At 57.2% G+C, this 18,370-nt stretch carries 13 protein-coding genes and 1 rRNA gene; 10 read left to right on the top strand and 4 right to left on the bottom strand.

Annotation, left to right across the window (positions count from 1 at the left end; translation table 11 throughout):
• Nucleotides 1-31 precede the first annotated feature (31 nt).
• The 7 genes from OKC31_RS08475 (at nt 32) to OKC31_RS08445 (ending at nt 11,374) form a co-directional block, all read left to right on the top strand.
• Entirely contained in the window at nt 32-1,483 is a 1,452-nt protein-coding gene (locus tag OKC31_RS08475) for a curlin (protein WP_043822571.1), read from the top strand.
• A 62-nt stretch (nt 1,484-1,545) separates the two neighbouring features.
• Nucleotides 1,546-1,908: a curli-like amyloid fiber formation chaperone CsgH gene (csgH, locus tag OKC31_RS08470; protein WP_231721466.1), complete on the top strand. Its 363-nt coding sequence runs from the start codon at nt 1,546-1,548 to the stop codon at nt 1,906-1,908.
• An 89-nt stretch (nt 1,909-1,997) separates the two neighbouring features.
• The gene (gene uvrA, locus OKC31_RS08465) at nt 1,998-4,826 is read left to right on the top strand and encodes an excinuclease ABC subunit UvrA (RefSeq protein WP_236367701.1); all 2,829 of its coding nucleotides are present in this window, start codon (nt 1,998-2,000) and stop codon (nt 4,824-4,826) included.
• Between the two features lie 121 nt (nt 4,827-4,947).
• A complete protein-coding gene (locus tag OKC31_RS08460; protein WP_247823556.1) occupies nt 4,948-6,621 on the top strand; it encodes a diguanylate cyclase in 1,674 nt (557 codons plus the stop codon).
• A 458-nt stretch (nt 6,622-7,079) separates the two neighbouring features.
• A complete protein-coding gene (ompW, locus tag OKC31_RS08455) occupies nt 7,080-7,694 on the top strand; it encodes an outer membrane protein OmpW (protein ID WP_005354990.1) in 615 nt (204 codons plus the stop codon).
• A gap of 222 nt (nt 7,695-7,916) precedes the next feature.
• A complete protein-coding gene (locus OKC31_RS08450; RefSeq protein ID WP_247823555.1) occupies nt 7,917-9,896 on the top strand; it encodes a HAMP domain-containing methyl-accepting chemotaxis protein in 1,980 nt (659 codons plus the stop codon).
• A gap of 8 nt (nt 9,897-9,904) precedes the next feature.
• Nucleotides 9,905-11,374 (top strand): ABC transporter substrate-binding protein, encoded by a 1,470-nt coding sequence (locus tag OKC31_RS08445; protein ID WP_247823554.1) that lies wholly within the window; start codon nt 9,905-9,907, stop codon nt 11,372-11,374.
• A 72-nt stretch (nt 11,375-11,446) separates the two neighbouring features.
• Here OKC31_RS08445 and OKC31_RS08440 read toward each other — a convergent pair whose 3' ends face one another.
• Nucleotides 11,447-12,247, bottom strand: coding sequence for a GNAT family N-acetyltransferase (locus OKC31_RS08440; protein WP_247823553.1), 801 nt, complete (start codon nt 12,245-12,247; stop codon nt 11,447-11,449).
• 329 nt (nt 12,248-12,576) lie between these two features.
• Here OKC31_RS08440 and metF point away from each other — a divergent pair, with 329 nt between their 5' ends.
• Nucleotides 12,577-13,467 carry a methylenetetrahydrofolate reductase gene (metF, locus tag OKC31_RS08435; RefSeq protein ID WP_005340191.1) on the top strand — a complete coding sequence of 297 codons (891 nt, stop codon included), beginning with the start codon at nt 12,577-12,579 and terminating at the stop codon, nt 13,465-13,467.
• Between the two features lie 69 nt (nt 13,468-13,536).
• Here metF and OKC31_RS08430 read toward each other — a convergent pair whose 3' ends face one another.
• Complete coding sequence (locus OKC31_RS08430) at nt 13,537-14,601, bottom strand: DUF3103 family protein (RefSeq protein ID WP_247823552.1); 1,065 nt, start codon at nt 14,599-14,601, stop codon at nt 13,537-13,539.
• 122 nt (nt 14,602-14,723) lie between these two features.
• Nucleotides 14,724-15,899 carry a benzoate/H(+) symporter BenE family transporter gene (locus OKC31_RS08425; RefSeq protein ID WP_247823551.1) on the bottom strand — a complete coding sequence of 392 codons (1,176 nt, stop codon included), beginning with the start codon at nt 15,897-15,899 and terminating at the stop codon, nt 14,724-14,726.
• Nucleotides 15,900-16,018: 119 nt separating this feature from the next.
• Here OKC31_RS08425 and OKC31_RS08420 point away from each other — a divergent pair, with 119 nt between their 5' ends.
• Complete coding sequence (locus OKC31_RS08420; protein WP_167570773.1) at nt 16,019-16,588, top strand: helix-turn-helix domain-containing protein; 570 nt, start codon at nt 16,019-16,021, stop codon at nt 16,586-16,588.
• Between the two features lie 16 nt (nt 16,589-16,604).
• On the opposite strand, the gene OKC31_RS08415 is transcribed toward OKC31_RS08420, so the two are convergent.
• Nucleotides 16,605-17,801, bottom strand: coding sequence for an NnrS family protein (locus OKC31_RS08415; protein ID WP_247824145.1), 1,197 nt, complete (start codon nt 17,799-17,801; stop codon nt 16,605-16,607).
• Between the two features lie 504 nt (nt 17,802-18,305).
• Between OKC31_RS08415 and OKC31_RS08410 the strand changes: the two genes are divergently transcribed.
• Nucleotides 18,306-18,370 (top strand): 16S ribosomal RNA (locus tag OKC31_RS08410); the annotation flags it as partial.

Here is an 18,370-nt window from a genome sequence, read left to right as displayed (position 1 = left end):
TAGGCTCAACCATTAGCACGAGAGGGAAATCATGTTTAAACGTACCATCATTGCCTCGGCAGTTCTTCTGGCGACCAGCACCGCTTGGGCGGCATCTACTGGCAACCAGGCTACGGTGAACCAGGCCCAGAGCGGCAATACCGCCACCATTAACCAGGTGGTGGGAAGCGTCGATAACAAGGCTAACATCGATCAAGCTGGTAACGACAACACAGCTGTTACCACTCAAAAGAATACCGGCCAGTCAGATGCCGATACTCGGCAGGTAGGTGACCGCAACCGTGGTTACATCTTGCAACAAGGTGACACTAACCTCTCCAAAGCCTCCATCGATACAAAGGGGAACGACAACTTTGCTGATGTGATTCAGCAATTTGAGAATGGCGGTGCGGTTGCCGGGGTTGTGCAGGATGGGGAGAGCAACGACGCCAAGATCAAGCAAGATAATGGTGACGGAGCTGACTCCATGATCACTCAAATCTCGGATGGTAATCAGGCTGTCATTAATAACCAGATATCCGATTTCGCTCGGGCGAGTGTACAGCAGCTAGAAGGGGGGGCTCACAAGGCTGACGTGACCCAGACAGCGGCTGATGGAGCCAACGCCGAAGTGGTACAACGTGGAGAGAGCAATATCACCAAGGTGCTGCAGGCAACCGGTAACTATGACTATGCACCGGCGGAAGGAACATCTGCAGTGGTGACTCAGAGTGGTTCTTTGAACAATGCAGACGTCACTCAATACGATAGTGCCAACGTAGCGACTGTTGAGCAAAGTGGAACCGGCGGTAAGGTGGTGACCCTGCAACAAGGATCTGATGCTGGGGAGGGCAACCACCTGCTGGCAAAACAGAGTGGTAGCAGCGAGTTTGCTGAGTTGAAACAAGATGGTAATCGCAACCGTATTGAGACCGACCAGCAAGGTACTGGCAATGATGCCTTGATCAACCAGACAGGTGATGACAACAAGGCCGTGGTCAATCAGTTAGCCAGCAGTACCGATGGTGCGGTCACCATTGATCAGGTAGGCAATGACAACTATGCCAATGCAGTGCAACAAGCAGGCAGCGGCAATACCATCGATATCGACCAGAACGGAACTGGCAACCAGGTTGCATCTGCTCGTGATGGTGAAGGCAAAGGCGCATGGACCTGGGGCTCGGACAACGAGCTGGTCGTTGCTCAGAAAGGTACTGACAACTGGGCTTATGCCGATGCGTCTCACTCTGAGTCTGTGGTCAAAGTGAGCCAGGATGGTGAGCTGAACAATGCCAAGGTTGAGTCCTACTTGGGTAGCGAGAACAAACTCACCGTGACCCAGAACGGCGCTGAGCACGAGGCTAATGTCTACGTCAATGCTGGGGTTGGTGGGGGGCGCAACACCGTTGATGTGGTGCAAAACGAAAGCTTCAATACTGCCAATGTGACCGTATTGGGCAGCGATAACCGTGCCTATGTCTATCAGGGTTCTGGTAGCAACTGATGGTTATCTCCGGATTAAGGGGCCTGCGGGCCCCTCTTTTATTGGTGCTGCTCTGTGGGTTGATGCTGGTTTATCGCGTTCCTTCACCAGTAACTGCAAGGGAAACCGAGATAGAACCCGATCCGTCGATCCGCTTGTCCCTCAATATGGTGCAGAGCGAGCAGGGGCTGTCACTTGCACCGACGCTGTTCAGCAAGCGCGACGTGACGGTGAGTGTCAGGTTGCTGGTGCGCAGCGAAGGGGCAGCCGGGAGCACGACTCAGCGCCAGAGCCGTAATCTGTCGCTGCAGGCTGGAGTGGTCATGGCGGTTGGCAAAATAGGGCTGGGTTTGCGTTGCCCCTATCGGGTCGAGGTCACCGCCCGGATATGGCAAAACGAGCGGCTGCTGGTGGAGAAAAAAGAGCAGATGGCGTGCGCCGGATGATGCGCATTTCCTCTCATGACTGTCTATTCATCCAGTAGTCTCTATGCCATACTGACTCGCTCAGGTTTCTGTATCGAGCGTGCAACAAGATGGAAAAGATCGTGGTCCGGGGTGCTCGCACCCACAACCTCAAGAACATCAATCTGACCCTGCCCCGCGACAAGCTGATCGTGGTCACCGGCCTCTCCGGTTCGGGCAAATCTTCTCTGGCGTTCGATACCCTCTATGCCGAGGGGCAGCGCCGCTATGTGGAGTCCCTCTCCGCCTATGCTCGCCAATTCCTCTCCCTGATGGAGAAGCCGGACGTCGACCATATCGAGGGGCTCTCGCCCGCCATCTCCATCGAGCAGAAGTCCACTTCCCACAACCCGCGCTCGACCGTCGGTACCATCACCGAGATCTACGACTACCTGCGTCTGCTGTTTGCCCGGGTCGGTGAGCCCCGCTGTCCGACCCACGCCATTCCGCTCGCCGCCCAGACCATCAGCCAGATGGTGGATCAGGTGCTGGCTCAACCGGAGGGGAGCAAGCTGATGCTGCTGGCCCCGGTGGTGCGCGATCGCAAGGGGGAGCACACCAAGCTGCTGGAGAATCTGGCGGCCCAGGGCTACATCCGTGCCCGTATCGACGGCGAGGTGTGCGATCTCTCCGATCCTCCTACGCTGGAGCTGCACAAGAAGCACACCATCGAGGTGGTGGTGGATCGCTTCAAGGTGCGCGAGGACCTTGCCTTGCGTTTGGCCGAGTCGTTCGAGACGGCGCTGACCCTCTCCGGCGGCATAGTGCTGGTAGTGCCGATGGACGGGGAGGAGGGGGTTGCCCCCATGACCTTCTCCGCCAACTTCGCCTGTCCGGAGTGTGGCTACTCCATGTCGGAGCTGGAGCCGCGCATCTTCTCTTTCAACAACCCGGCCGGAGCCTGCCCGACTTGTGACGGTCTCGGGGTGCAGCAGTACTTCGACCCGGGCAAGGTGATCGGCGATCCGGCCATCAGTCTGGCCAACGGCGCCATCCGTGGCTGGGACAAGCGCAGCTTCTACTACTTCCAGATGCTCAAATCCCTCTCCGAGCACTACAAGTTCGATCTGGAGACGCCGTGGGAAGATCTGCCGGTCAAGACCCAGGAGGTGATCCTGCGCGGCTCCGGTCGTACCGATATCGAGTTCCGCTACATGAACGACCGCGGCGACGTGGTAGTGCGCAAGCACCCGTTCGAGGGGATCCTGCACAACATGGAGCGGCGCTACCGGGAGACCGAGTCCAACTCGGTGCGTGAAGAGCTCTCCAAATATATCGCCAACAAGTCTTGTACCAGCTGCGGTGGCAGCCGGCTGCGGGAGGAGGCGCGTCACGTCTTCGTCGACAACCGCAACCTGCCGGCCATCGCCGAGCAGTCCATCGGCGATGCGCTCGCCTTCTTTGAGGGACTGAACCTCACCGGCCAGCGTGCCCAGATTGCCGAGAAGATCTTGAAAGAGATCGTCGAGCGACTCGGCTTCCTGGTGAATGTGGGTCTCAACTATCTGAGCCTGTCCCGCAGCGCAGAGACCCTCTCCGGTGGTGAAGCGCAGCGGATCCGGCTGGCCAGCCAGATTGGTGCCGGTCTGGTGGGGGTGATGTACGTACTGGACGAGCCCTCCATCGGTCTGCATCAGCGCGACAACGAGCGGTTGCTCAAGACCCTTACTCACCTGCGCGATCTCGGCAACACGGTGATCGTGGTGGAGCACGATGAGGATGCCATCCGCCTCGCCGACCATGTGCTGGATATCGGCCCGGGCGCTGGCGTGCACGGTGGCGAGATTGTTGCGCAGGGCACCCCCCAGCAGATCATCGACAATCCGGAATCGCTGACCGGTGACTACCTCTCCGGCCGCAAGCAGATCGCCATTCCGGCCGAGCGCACGCCGCTCACCGGCAAGTGGCTGAAACTCAAGGGGGCAAGCGGCAACAACCTGCGCAACGTCAACCTGGATCTGCCCATCGGGGTGATGACCTGCGTCACCGGCGTCTCCGGCTCCGGCAAGTCGACCCTGATCAACGACACCCTGTTCCGCATCGCTCATCGCGAGCTCAACAAGGCGACCGAGTCCACCCCGGCACCCTATCGCAGCGTCGAGGGGCTGGAGCATCTGGACAAGGTGGTGGATATCGACCAGAGCCCCATCGGTCGTACCCCGCGCTCCAACCCGGCCACCTATACCGGTTTGTTCACTCCGATCCGCGAGCTGCTCTCCGGCACTCAGGAGGCGCGTTCCCGCGGCTACCAGCCGGGCCGTTTCTCTTTCAACGTGAAAGGGGGGCGCTGCGAGGCATGTCAGGGGGATGGCGTCATCAAGGTAGAGATGCACTTCCTGCCGGACGTCTACGTGCCGTGCGATGTCTGCAAGGGCAAGCGCTACAACCGCGAGACCCTGGAGGTGAAGTACAAGGGCAAGAACATCCACGAAATCCTCGAGATGACAGTGGAAGATGCCCGCGAGTTCTTCGATCCGGTGCCGGCGGTGGCGCGCAAGCTGCAGACCCTGATGGACGTGGGCCTCTCCTATATCCGTCTCGGCCAGTCTGCTACTACCTTGTCGGGCGGCGAGGCGCAGCGGGTCAAGCTGGCGCGTGAGCTCTCCAAGCGGGATACCGGTCAGACTCTCTACATTCTGGATGAGCCGACCACCGGGCTGCATTTCCACGATATCCAGCAACTGCTCAAGGTGCTGCACCAGCTGCGGGATCGCGGCAATACCATCGTCATCATCGAGCACAATCTGGATGTGGTAAAAACTGCCGACTGGATTGTCGATTTGGGACCGGAGGGCGGTGCCGGTGGTGGCCGCATTCTGGTGACGGGGACGCCGGAAGAGATTTGCACCAATAAAGAGTCTCATACAGCTCGTTTTTTACGACCGCTATTGGCGCGATAAGCCGTTATAATCGAGGGGCCTTTGGCCCCTTTTTGTTATAAAAATCGGGAGCATAGGGGGAAGCTCGTCAAGTGTGGGCAGGCTTGGCATCTCAGCATCATGGTAATGGATATATCGGGTTATGGCTCAAGCTCCGCGCACGATTGATCATCAGTTGGCTTACTCCATGTTCCCCATCTGGCTGGGGGCGATCCTGCTATTGCTGGTTCTGTTGGCATGGGCCCAGATCCCGGCCGCCAGCCGGATTGAGGAGCAACGAATGAAGGAGCATCTACTGCGCGTGACCAAGGCGGTGCAGGCGGATGTGGCTGCTCTGGATGCATTCAGTCGGGATTGGGGCATCTGGGATGACAGCCATCGTTTTATGGACAACAAAAGCAGGGCGTACATCGAATCCAACTTGTTCAGTGATATGCCGATGCGGGATTTTAGTCTCAACCTGATGAGCTTCATGGATCTCACCGGCTACGAAATCTGGACGCGCACCCTGCTACCCGATGCGCCGGGGATCAATCCGGATCAGTTTCCCTACTTCCTTGATGAACTGAAAAAGCAGTTAAGGGCGCGCTCGGTGGCGCAAGGGGGCATCAATCTGCATGGGATCCGTGCTTCCCAGTGGGGGCCGCTGATGTACTCGTGGCAGCCGATCAGAAACAGTGACGAGTCGGCTCCGTTCAACGGTTTCTTGCTGGTTGTACGTTGGCTCGACAAGGCCTATCTCGAGCAGGTATCTGAGCGTACCGCGCTGCCTCTGGCGATTTCCCACGCCAATCTGGATGTCACCGCTACCTTCAAACCACTGAAACCGCAAATAACGTATCGCCTGATCGACCTTGGGCTCACCCGGCTTAGGGGAGAGGTACGACTGCTCAACAGCGATAGCCAGCCGGTGCTGACTCTGGTGATTGAGGAGGAGAGAAAGATCTTGAGTGGCGTCATGGAGGGGGCGCTCTGGACCTTTATCGGCATGCTGTTTATCAGTTTTATCTGCGTCATGATCGCCATGTATCGGCTCAACAGCATTGTGCTTACCCCGTTGCAGCAGCTGGTGTCGGCGCTGCAACGCTTTGGCGATCGGCCAGATGCCACCTTGATCCCCTATATCGACAGCAGCGCCGAGATGGCGACCCTGAGCGGCAAATTCAAGGAGATGGCCAGCAAGGTCAGTCAGCAACACGATGATTTGTTGGAAAAATCCAGCCAGATGGAGATGGCTGCATTCACCGACCCCTTGACCCGTTGTTTCAATCGTCGCTATCTCGATGGCTGGTTGCAGGCCAACCGGGCCAAACCTTGTCTGTTATTGCTGCTGGATCTGGATCATTTCAAGCGGATCAATGACCGCCTTGGCCATGACATCGGGGATCTGGTGCTGAAACAGTTGGCGGATCTGCTGCGCAAGGTGGTGACAGGAGAGCGCGAGCCTATCATCCGGCTGGGCGGGGAGGAGTTCTTGTTGTTGCTACAAGTGGATGACGAGCAAGAGTTGGCGCTGCGGGTCGAATATCTGCGCCAGCGTGTCGCTCAGCACCGCTTTGGCAGAGAGGATGCGCCACTCTGGTTGACGGTGTCGCTGGGGTTCTGCCGCTATCCGTTGCACCCGGAGTACCCGGATTCATTCTGGAGTCATAGCTTCAAACTGGCGGACATGGCGCTGTATCAGGCCAAAGTCGGCGGGCGAAATCGGTGGTGTGGCTACGCTGGTAGCCTCTCTGCTGAGGGAATGGGTCAGACTCCGGAACAGCTTGCCGAAGGGGGGCATATCACCCTGCTGCACTCTGTCAATCCGGATTAACCCTGCCGTATCAATACCAGATAGGCCAGGGCGACAATAAAACCGAGCAGGATAAAGAGAAAGGATCCGATTCCCCACACGGCCGCGAGAAAGGCCCCCACCTTTTGCCATTTCGACTCATTTTTCATAAATAAACCATTACTTCCCAGTAACTTGCATGGCGCAAAAAATACGCTGATTTGCCCATATTAACAACAATTAATAGCCGCGCTGCCGCGCAATAAGATGTGGTTTGTTTGCCCCTTTTGGCGCTGGATGCGGGTAGTTACAACCTGTCGAAACAGGCATTTCAGCTTGTTGTCTGGGGGCTCAACGAGATTGGGATGGCGCGCAAAGATGTCACACCAATCGATTTATTTCTGTGCAACCTTTGCTCCAAGTCAATAACTTTGCATTTACAAGAGCATATAGTCAGCGGGCTTACAGCATCAAATGAAAACAAAAAAAGGGATTACGTGATGAAAAAATTACTTCCTCTGATGATTGCCGCTGCAGTGACCTCTCCTTTCGCCATGGCCCATCAGGCTGGTGATATTCTGGTTCGTGGTGGTTTGGCCATCGTTTCTCCTCAGGAGAGCAGTGACAACGTATTGGGTACCGGTGAATTTGAGATTAACAGTAATCAACAGCTTGGCCTGACCCTCGGTTATATGATCACCGACAACTGGGGTGTTGAGTTGCTGGCTGCAACCCCATTCTCCCATAGAGTGAGTACTCGCGATCTTGGTGAGATTGCCAAGGTTAAACATCTGCCTCCAACATTGATGGCCCAGTACTATTTTGGCGATGCCCAGAGCAAGGTTCGCCCGTATGTTGGTGTGGGTGTGAACTACACCACCTTCTTTGATGAGAAGGGGGTGGGAGCACTTGATGGTGCCAATATCAGCCTTGACGACTCTTGGGGTCTGGCAGGTCAGGTCGGTATCGATATGGCGGTTACAGATCGCTGGTTTGTAAACGGTTCAGCCTGGATCATGGATATCGATACAGATGTTAAAGTTGATGGTGTTGGCACCTTCAAAACGCATATCGACCCGATGGCCTTTATGGTGGGTGTTGGCTACCGCTTCTAATGATTCTGACTGCGGTTCTGAACGGATCGCGGAAGATAGCAAAGTACGTCTCTTTCAGCCCGGCTTGTGCCGGGCTTTTTTCGTATGGCTGATTTTGTCTGTACTGTGATCCAACCCGATACAAATCAATTAAATACCTGCCGCTTTATTTCAGTTATTCGCCACCCCTGCCGATAGTGACTATGTTCACTTTACCTTCCCCCAATGAGTGAGGATGTCTCCATGGGTTTATCTATCGTGCAGCGGATCATCGCCGGATTCGTGTTGATGCTGCTGTTGCTGATCCTGCTTGGTGTGATCAGTACCTTTAAAATCAAGGGTATAAATGACGGCCTCTCTGCCGTATCTGACCGGGCAACCCCGCTGGTAGTTGCTGTCGCAGGTCTCAAGGGGGCACTGCAGGATAGTAACCGCTGGGTGCTGGTCTACCGCACCAGTGAAGATGCCGCCCAGTTGCCGCAGCTGGCCAATCAGTTCAAGGAGCAGCAGAACCGCTTCGCCCAGCTGAGTCAGGAGATGGGTAAATTTACCGACGTAGCGGATGCTCGTGCCCGCTTCCAGCAGGTCGAGAGTGCTACCACCCAATTTTATGGCTTGGCGGATCAGGTGTTGGCACAGCATCGACAGTGGGTCAGTGCGCTGGATCAGCGCCACAAGCTGGAGATGGAATTTATCCGCCTTGAGGATACCTACCAGTGGGCGGCGGATTTGCTGCTGCAACAGACCGCCAGTAAGCGCTCCATGCGCAACAAGGCGGAGCTTATTACCTCGGGTATCGCCCGCGATCTGAAGAATATCCGCCGTGCCGATGCCAGAACCGACCTGAACGAGCTGGAAAAGGTGTTGAGCAAGGACATCGAGATGGCCCGCAAGCGGTTGGAGCGGGTGCTGGTGCCCGATGATGTGAAAGCGCGCTTTGTCTCCAATCTGGATCGGATGCAGGAGCTGGCACTTGGCGCTCAGGGCTTGCTGGCAACCATGCGTCAGGCTCAGCAGCTGGCGCTGTCGCTGGCCACGCAAAATCAGCAGCTGGATGCCAGTCTGGTCAACAGCCTCAATTTGCTCGATGAGATGGGCAAGTCTGCCGGAGCCATCGCCAGCGATAGCCGGATCAACGCCGATGCGGCGGTCAGCAGTGCCAGCTTCTGGATCCTGGTGGTTGCTGCGATGTCGGCCGCTGCCGCGCTGGTGATCGGCTATACCACGGCGCGCAGCATTCAGCGCCCGTTGCAGATGATCAACAAGGAGCTCGATTACATGGCGGCCGGCGACATGACCCGCCGCATCAACTACCGCAGCAGTTGCGAATTTGGCAGCCTCTCTCGCTCCATCGATACGCTGGCGGGCAAGACCGGCGAGCTGCTCTCTCAAATCAATGCGGGCTCCCGCCATCTGGTGGATGAGGCGAGCCGCGCCGCCGAGATCAGCGAACGGGCCATGTCCCGGGTACAGGAGCAGAAGAGCCAGACCGATCAGGTGGCCGCCGCCATTACCGAGCTGGAAGTGAGCGCCACCGAGGTGGCCCGCTCTACCGATGGCACCAAGCGGGAAGTGGATCTGGCCGATGAAGAGGCGCGCAATGGTCGCCAGAAAGTGGCCACCACTCGCCGAATCACCGAGCAGCTGGCTGGCGCCATGGAGGAGGCTGTCGGGATCACCTATAAGCTTGGGGAATTCAGCAACAACATCGGCAGCATTCTCGATGTGATCCGCAGCATTGCCGAGCAGACCAACCTGCTGGCGTTGAACGCCGCCATCGAAGCGGCTCGTGCTGGCGATGCCGGTCGCGGTTTTGCGGTGGTGGCCGATGAGGTGCGGGCACTGGCCAATCGCACCCAGACTTCGACCGAAGAGATCCAGGGGATGATTGAGAATCTGCAAAGCTCCAGCAAGCATGTGGTTGAAGTGATGGGGCGTAGCCAGGAGCAGACCCAGAGCTGTGTCGAGCAGACTCGCGAGATGGATGTGGCGCTGCAATCCATTGCCGATCGGATGGGTGCCATCAAGTCGATGGCGGATCAGGTGGCCCATGCCGCTCAGGAGCAGATCTCCGTCAGTCAGGGGGTCGCTCGTCATATCGCCGGTATTGCCGATGTGGCATACGAGACCGAGCGGGAGGCGCGGGAATCCGCCAGCAGCAGCGAAGTGCTGGCCGACCTGGTCGCCAAACAGCAGCAATTGATCGCACATTTCAAGGTCTAGGAGGGCTTATGTCTAAAAAGTGGATTGGAGCCCTGAGTCTCCTGTTGTGTGGCCAGCTGATGGCCAGCGAGCTGGTGATTGAAAGCTGGCGAACCGATGACAAGGCGTTGTGGGAGCAGAAGATTATCCCTGCGTTTGAAGCGGCGCATCCCGGCATCAAGGTGAGTTTTCATCCGGTGCAGAACGTCAACTACATGCCCACTTTGTGGGAGAGCCTGAAAGGGGGCAAGGCGGGGGATCTTATTACCTGTCGTCCGTTTGATGACTCGCTCGCCCTGTTCAAGGCTGGCCATCTGGCCGAGCTGACCGAAATGGCGGGGATGGAGAACTTCCCGAGTTTTGCCCAGTCACCGTGGCAGACCGATTCCGGTGCCCAGACTTTCTGCGTGCCGATGGCCTCGGTGATCCATGGCTTCTTCTATAACAAGAAGATCTTCAGTGAGTTGGGGCTCACCTTGCCGCAAACCCGCGACCAGTTCTTCGCCGTGCTGGACAAGATCAAGGCCGACGGGCGTTATGTGCCGCTGGCCATGAGCGGTTCCGAGAGCTGGGTTGCCTCCGAACTGGGGTTCCAGAACATTGGTCCGAATTACTGGAAGGGAGAGGACGGCCGTCTGGCACTGATCGGCGGGCAGGAGCGGTTGGACAACCCGCAATATGTGAAGGTATTCGACGAGCTGGCCCGCTGGCGTTCCTACCTCGGTGAAGGTGGCGAGAGCCGCGATTATGCGACCAGTAACGAGCTGTTCACTTCGGGCAAGGCCGCCTTCTACGTGGCGGGGTCCTGGGAAATTGCCCCCTTCACCGGCAAGGTCGATTTTGGCGTCATGCGTCCGCCGGTGGCCAAACAGGGTGATGGCTGTTTCTTTACCGACCACACCGATATCGGTATGGGGATGAATCCGGCCAGTAAGAATAAAGAGGGAGCAATGGCTTTCCTGCAGTGGCTGACGACGCCGCAATTTGCCGAGCTCTATACCAACTCGCTGCCGGGATTCTTCTCCCTCTCCAACCACTTCTTCGATGTCATCAATCCGGCGGCCAAAGAGATGATGGAGTGGCGCGATCAGTGTGACTCGACCATTCGGGTGGCGACCCAGATCCTCTCCCGTGGTATGCCCAAGTTGGGGGATGAGCTGGCCGAGGTGAGTCAGGCTGTGCTGCTTGGCAAGATGGAGCCCAAGGCTGCCGCGGATCGACTGGAAGGTGGCTTGAAGGGTTGGTATGCCCCTCATCAGGGCAATAAGGCCAAGAGCGCGGATTGTCAGTGTGATGCGGTTGCCCCTGCTCCTGTTTCGGCGCCGACGACTGAGGTGTCCGCAGCTCCCGCGACCAGTGAAACATCGGCCGTGGTGTCACCTGCTGTGACTCCCGCAGAACCCGCATCAGCGGCCGCTGCCCCATTACCGGCGCCGTCGGATGAGGTGGAGCAGGCGCTCTCCAACGAGCTGGAGGCGCCACAGCAGCCACAGCAATAGGTCATCGGCATCAATAAAAACGGGAGGCATCAGCCTCCCGTTTTTTATGGCTCGCGGCCAGCATGTATCGCTTTATTGTACTTCGTGGGGCCAGCGGCAGAGGCTGCCGATGCGGGCAACCGGGGCAAACCCCAGAGAGCGGTAAATGCGCTGGGCATGGTAGTGTTCGTCGGCCACTATGATTAGCTGTTTGGCACGGGATAATCCTGCGCGAGCCACTTGACTCAGCAACTGGCGGCATAACCCCTGGTTGCGCCACGCATGGTGCGTGCGTACCAATTGGAAGCGCCCAAGTGTGCCGCAGAAGAAGAGGCCGCAGCTGGCGACCAGTTGTCCCTCTCGCCAGATCCCCCACCAGTCCCCGAGACCATCGGCAATCATGGCCTGATAGAGCGCCTGGCGGGATCGCAGATAGGGAAGATAGCTCTGTTCCGAGTGCCCCTCATCCCGTTCATTGAGTTCGAAGTCGAGCCACTCAGGCCAATCAGCAGTGGTGAAGGTACGTGCCTCAACCTTGTTCATGTCGTCGTGAGGGGGTGGGCAGCTCTGCTCATCCAGCGCCAGCACCACGCACTCCATATATTGGTATCCCGTTGCGACAAAACCGGCGATCCGGCTGTTTTGCCCGGCTGCCAGTGGCCATTGGAAGGTGCGGTGGCGCACTCGAGGATCCTGGCCGATCAGCTGATCAAATGTGGCTTCCAGCCAGCCTTTGTCACGGTCGCTGGGTGGGTTGGGGAGTAGCAGGTAGTTGCCGAAGTAGTAATCGGGAGCATCCGGCGTGCGAACCGCCCAGAACTGATCGTGCTGAACAACCTCGCCCTGATAGCGATCGAACAGCAAGTCGGTGGCAAAGCCGGGGTGGGTATCCATGATGGTGCTCCTGCAAAGACTCATTCTGTTATCGGCAGGAGTGGGAAATAGATGAAAAGGGGCCGGAGAAACCTCCGGCCAAACAATCACACGCAGATTCAGAACGTCCAGGACGATCTGCCCCCATCATAACTCGACTGGGGCAATTTTGGGATGGGCACTTTTCGGTTACGTACCGTTAATTTTGTAAATATGAAGTTCGTCAGATCGGATGTGAGGTAAAACCCTGTTGACTTTGTGTCGTTTTGCTCATAAATATAAAGACGTTTAGACGTCCAAACATCCGTTTTGACGTAGGCAGATGGATTGCAGGACAGGGAGAAGAGCAGATGGGTTTTCACAGTGCACGTCAGGTTGAAGCGCTCAACCAGAGCTTGGCAGATTTGAATGGCGATATTTCGGTCAGTTTCGAGTTTTTTCCGCCCAATAGTGAAGGGATGGAGAATACCCTCTGGCAGTCCATCGAACGGCTGAAAGTGCTGGAACCCAAGTTCGTCTCTGTCACCTATGGCGCCAACTCCGGTACCCGTGATCGCACCCACAAGGTGATCAAGGACATCAAGGAGCGGACCGGCCTGATTGCGGCGCCTCACCTGACCTGTATCGATGCCAGCCGCGACGAATTGCGCACCATCGCCCGCGATTACTGGAACAGCGGTATTCGCCATATCGTAGCTCTGCGCGGTGATTTGCCGCAGGGGTTGGAGAAGCCGGATATGTATGCCACCGATCTGGTTGCCCTGCTCAAGTCAGAGGCGGACTTCGATATCTCGGTTGCCGCCTATCCTGAAGGGCACCCGGAGGCCAAGAGTGCACAATCCGACCTGCTCAACCTCAAGCGCAAGATCGATGCCGGTGCCAACCGTGCTATCACCCAGTTTTTCTTCGATGTGGAAACTTACTTGCGCTTTCGGGATCGCTGCGCCGCCATCGGCATCGATGCCGAAATCGTGCCGGGGATCCTGCCGGTCTCCAACTACCAGACACTGGCCAAGTTTGCCGGTTTTACCAACGTGAAGATCCCGCGCTGGATGCATCAGCGTTTCGAGGGGTTGGATAACGATCAGATGACCCGCAATCTGGTGGGGGCTAGCATCGCCATCGATCAGGTGCGCGTGCTGAGTCAGGAAGGGGTGAAGGATTTCCACTTCTATACCCTGAACCGCTCCGAGCTGACTTATGCCATCTGCCATACTCTGGGGGTTCGTCCCAAGGGTTGACCTGTGGTCACCGCGATAAAAGCAAAAAGCCAATGAGTTGCTCATTGGCTTTTTCGTTATGGCTGATTATCAAGGTCTGGTCGGGGCGATCTCTTTTGGCTCAAGATCGATAACCGCATTACCGGCAGCCCCCGGATACTGGCGATAGACCTGATCCTGCTCCAGTGTGTAGAAGGTATCCAGATAGTCGTCGTTGTTGGTCATCCAGGAGTCGGGCAGCGCCTTGACGATGCGACCGCCGAGATCGAGGAAGGGCAGGGCTTCCGGCACGCCACCCGCAGTAAAGCCGAGTTTGAGAGCTTCAATCAGCAGGGCGCTCAGCTCCTTGTAGTTGACGTTGTCATCCTGCTCCATCATCACCACATCGACGGCACCCCAGCGATAGCGATCCCAGTAAACCAGGATCTGGTTGGGGGTGTAGCCTGTGTTGTCATAGTCGAGGTAGGGCATGTCGACAATATCGACCACAGGCTCATCCCGGCTGGGATTGACCCCTGCGACCACCGCATACACTTCGGCCGCGCCGAGCAGCCAGGGCTCCTGATCATCCTTCAGTCTGATCTTTTTCAGGATACTGGTCTTGAGTGGCGCCGTGCTGGCCGCCACTCGCGGAGCGCTTTGCAGATCCGCATCGGCCAGCGCCTTACGCATCACCTTCAAGCCTGCGTTCTTGGCTTTGACGGGATCGGCTTCGACTACCAGAACCGGCCGGGCCGGTGCCTTGTCCACATCCAGATAGACGGGATTGCCAGCGCTGTCGAACGCTTCAATGGCGCTCCAGCTCTTCTCATCTCCACTTGGAACATAGGCGACCAGCGGTTCGACGCCCTGTTGCAGTGCAGCGGCCTGATCGGTGTTGGCCAACCGCAACTGCATCAGTTGCTTGACCTCGCCATCCAGTCCTTGCCGGCTGATGGCCGCCTGGTTGGCATCGGTCGCCTGCCGCTTAAGGCGCGGGCTGGCCTTCTGCAGCAGATTGGGAAGCGGGCTCTGGTATTGCTGATTGCTCAGCAGGGGCAGCAGGTTTTTCTGCTGAAGTGCGAGCTGGCGAGCCAGCTCTCGATCCGTATCGGCAGCCTGGACGCTCGTAGCACCCAGTATGGCCAGTAGTAACAAGACAGCCTGATTCTTCATTTTTATTCTCCGTTGCATGGAACCTGACAGGGCACCATGTCCGGGAAGATTGGTGCCCTGGCACCACTAGAAGGAAATTAGTTTCACTTGTGAATCATTTTATCTGGATAGTGTGCAGAGGTTCACGGTTTGAGGTTCAATTGATTCCTTTGTCGATATGATTGGAACTGATAGATAGCCAGACCAATCAGCAGACCCCAGCAGGCTGCCGCGATGCCGAGCAGGCTGATCCCGGACGCGGTAATAATAAAGGTGAACAGCGCAGCTTCTCGCGCTTCATCCTGTTGCAAGGCCGAGTGCAGGCTGCTGCCGATGGTACCTAGCAGTGCCAATCCGGCGATGCAGGTGACAAGGGCTGCCGGAAAGGCGCTAAACAGGGCTGCGACGGTTGCACCGAAGCAGCCGGTCAGGAGATAAAAGCAACCCGCCCAAACCGCAGCAGGCCAGCGGCGCTTGGTATCCGGGTCGACCTCTTTGCCCATGCAGATGGCGGCAGTGATGGCGGCCAGATTGAAGGCATAGCCGCCAAAAGGGGCGAGCAGCAGGCCAGTCAGGCCGGTCCAGCTGATCAGTGAGGAGGTGGAAGGCTGATAGCCGTGGGTCCGCAAGATGGCAATTCCCGGCATGTTTTGCGATGTCATGGTGACAATGAACAGCGGCAGCGCGATACCAAACAGAGCATCAAGGGAGAAGGCTGGCCATGTCCAGACCGGGCTGGCGAGTTGCCAGTGAAGGGTGCCCATTTGCAAATCCCCCCGCACGCTGCAGATCAGCATCCCCACTCCCAGTACCAGCACCATGGTATAGCGGGGCCAGAGATGACGACCCAGCAGGAAGGCCAGCAGCAGGGTGCCAAGCAGCAAGGGATCTTGCGGGGCGACCTTGAACAGATCCAATCCGAATCTGAGCAGCACGCCAGCGAGCATGGCGGCGGCCAGTGGAGCCGGGATATGTTTCATCAAACGGTCGAACCAGCCGCTGATGCCACACAGCGTGATCAGCAGGGAGGAGATCACAAAGGCGCCGATCGATTCCGCCAGAGTGAAGTTGCCCAGCGTGGCGATCAGCAGTGCCGCGCCCGGTGTGGACCAGGCGGTCAGTACGGGCATGCGGTAATAGAGAGAGAGGCCGATGCAGCTCACCCCCATGCCGATCCCCAGCGTCCAGAGCCAGGAGGCAACTTGGGCAGTATCAGCACCCGCTGCCGTGGCGGCCTGGATGATCAGGATGACGGAGCTGGTGTAGCCGACCATCACGGCGATAAAGCCTGCGACCAGATGGGGGAGGGCGAAGGGCATGACTCTTCCTCTTGGCGTTGTGACGCGCTGTGCGTTATTACGTACAATAAAACTTTGACTATATCGCTGTGCGCTATAGCGCACAAGGCGCATCGTGCAAGAGTAATAAAGAGGCAGTTATGCAAGAGATGAGTCAGCATCTGGCTGCTCGACTGAAGGGGCTGCGCAGCGAGCGCGGCTGGAGCCTGGATGCCGCCGCGCGCGAAACGGGTGTCAGCAAGGCGATGCTGGGGCAGATTGAGCGGGGAGAGTCCAGCCCGACAGTGGCGACGCTGTGGAAGATAGCCACCGGTTTTCGAGTCTCATTTTCCAGTTTCATTGAGCCCACACCCGCCGCGCAGGCAGAGGTGCTCTATCGCACTGCCGATGCCATTCGCCAGCAGCCAGCGGGAGAGGGCATGCAAGTGGCCCCCCTCTTCCCTTATGAAAACCGGTTTGGCTTCGAATTGCTTGAGCTGACCCTGTTGCCGGGTTACCAGCGTGAATCCGAGCCCCATGAGCCGGGAGTGACCGAACATGTCATCGTCATCAGCGGCATGATGGAGGTGCTGGTGGAAGGGGAGTGGCGCTCACTGGTGCAAGGGGAGGCGGTGCGTTTTGCTGCCGACCGTCCCCACGGTTATCGCAATCTGGGCATAGCACCGGCGATCTTCCACAACCTGATCCACTATCCGTTGGCAACACCCTGAACATGTTCCGCAGTCATCAACCCGGTCGACCATCTGCTCTGGGGCGGATCAGTATCGGGGTATAGACCCAGACAAACAGACCATAGGCAGCGATCCAGGCAAGCGCGCTGAGGTTCCAGCCATGCAGGGTATAAGCAGGCCAGAACAGCGGAATCGCCACCCGCATTGTAGCGGCAGCGATGACCAGGGCGAATGCGCCAGTGATCCTGCGTCCTATCAGCAAGGCCCGACCGCTATGGCCGAGGGAGACTCGCGCAATCATGCCCAGGATCATGGTGCCCATACAGCCTGCGCTGAGCAGGTGACTGGCCATCGACAACGTGATGGGCAGACCCGCGCTATGTGCCGCAAGGGCGAGCAGGCCAAGAGGGATAAACAGATAGGCGAGATGGAGTGACCACAGCAGGGGATGCGCAACGGTCGATGGCAGATGCCAACGCAGTTGTCGCCACAGATGCAAACTCGCCGCCACTATATAGAGAGGCACTATATATATGCTGGTGACCCATTGGGTGGGGAGCAGCAGCCAGCACAGCAAGATAAGCCACAGTGTCGCGAGCGCCGCCCGCTCCAGCCAGAGCTGAGGTGCGGGTTTCTCCTGACCGGTTGCTCGGGCGGTGAAGAACGGAATCACCCTTCCACCCATCACGGCGATCAGGGTGGTAAACAACAGCACAGTGGTGATCAATAGGTGCTCAACGGTGGTCCAATCGGTCTGCCATAACCAGCTGGCACCATTGAGCAAGGTCAGTATCAGCAACAGGGGCACGAAGAAGAGGTTGCGCCATTGCCGGGTTATCAAGATAGGCTTGGCAAGGAACCAGGCGCACAGCGGCAGCCAGAGCAGGTCTGCCACCATCAGGAGCGTATTCTCTTCACCCAGCCAGGGTAACAAGGTCCTTGGCAACATCCACAACCCCGCCACCATTGCCAATGGCCAGCTTCGAACACCGGGATGGGCCGTCCAATTCTGCACCGCGGTGAGCAGAAAACCCGCGACGATGGCAGCCCCGAAACCAAACAGCATCTCATGACCATGCCACCAGATCGGGTTGGCAATCCCTGGCAAGGTTAGCCAACCGTTGAGCTGCCCCAGCCAAAACAACATGGCGACGGCCGCAAACAGAGCCCCGAACAAGAAGAAGGGTCGGAACCCCAAGCGGAACAGCGGGACGATTTGCTTTTCCTTATGGCTATCGAGGATTTGATGCATGAGGGCCTTCCAATTAAATATTTGAGATGACCAATTATAAAATTGGCTTTTCAAATGTTCAATTTAAATCCGGCAATAGTCAGAATTGATGCTATTTTGAGCAAAAAAGAGGTGATTGCTTGATATCTGAGCGAACGAACTTTTTTGCTGAAAAATCCCTTGTCATCCCGGCGCGGCTCCCTATAATGCGCCCCTACCAGCACGGCGGAACACGCCGGACTGATGAGCCAGCTTCCTGGTGAAGTGGGCGCCGAAAGAAAAGCGAAAACAATCTCTTGACTTTCGAAGTGAGGGGCGTAATATGCGCCTCCTCAGCGCGACAAGCGTGACGCTCTTTAACAATTTGAATCAAGCAATCTGTGTGGGCACTCACAGCATCGAACATCAAAAACAATTTTTGATTTTCAATGTCTGGTGAAGTGACCAAGACGATTTCTTAGCAATAAGAAGTCGAACAGTTTATTTCAGCAATTCATTGAGCCGCTTTTCGAAGCAACCAAACTTAAATTGAAGAGTTTGATCATGGCTCAGATTGAACGCTGGCGGCAGGCCTAACACATGCAAGTCGA

The sequence above is a fragment of the Aeromonas sp. Y293-4 genome (genome assembly GCF_027705905.1).
GTDB classification, from domain to species: domain Bacteria; phylum Pseudomonadota; class Gammaproteobacteria; order Enterobacterales; family Aeromonadaceae; genus Aeromonas; species Aeromonas veronii.
Note: the sequence above shows the minus strand (reverse complement) of the source record. Positions and strands in the feature narration are given on the sequence as shown.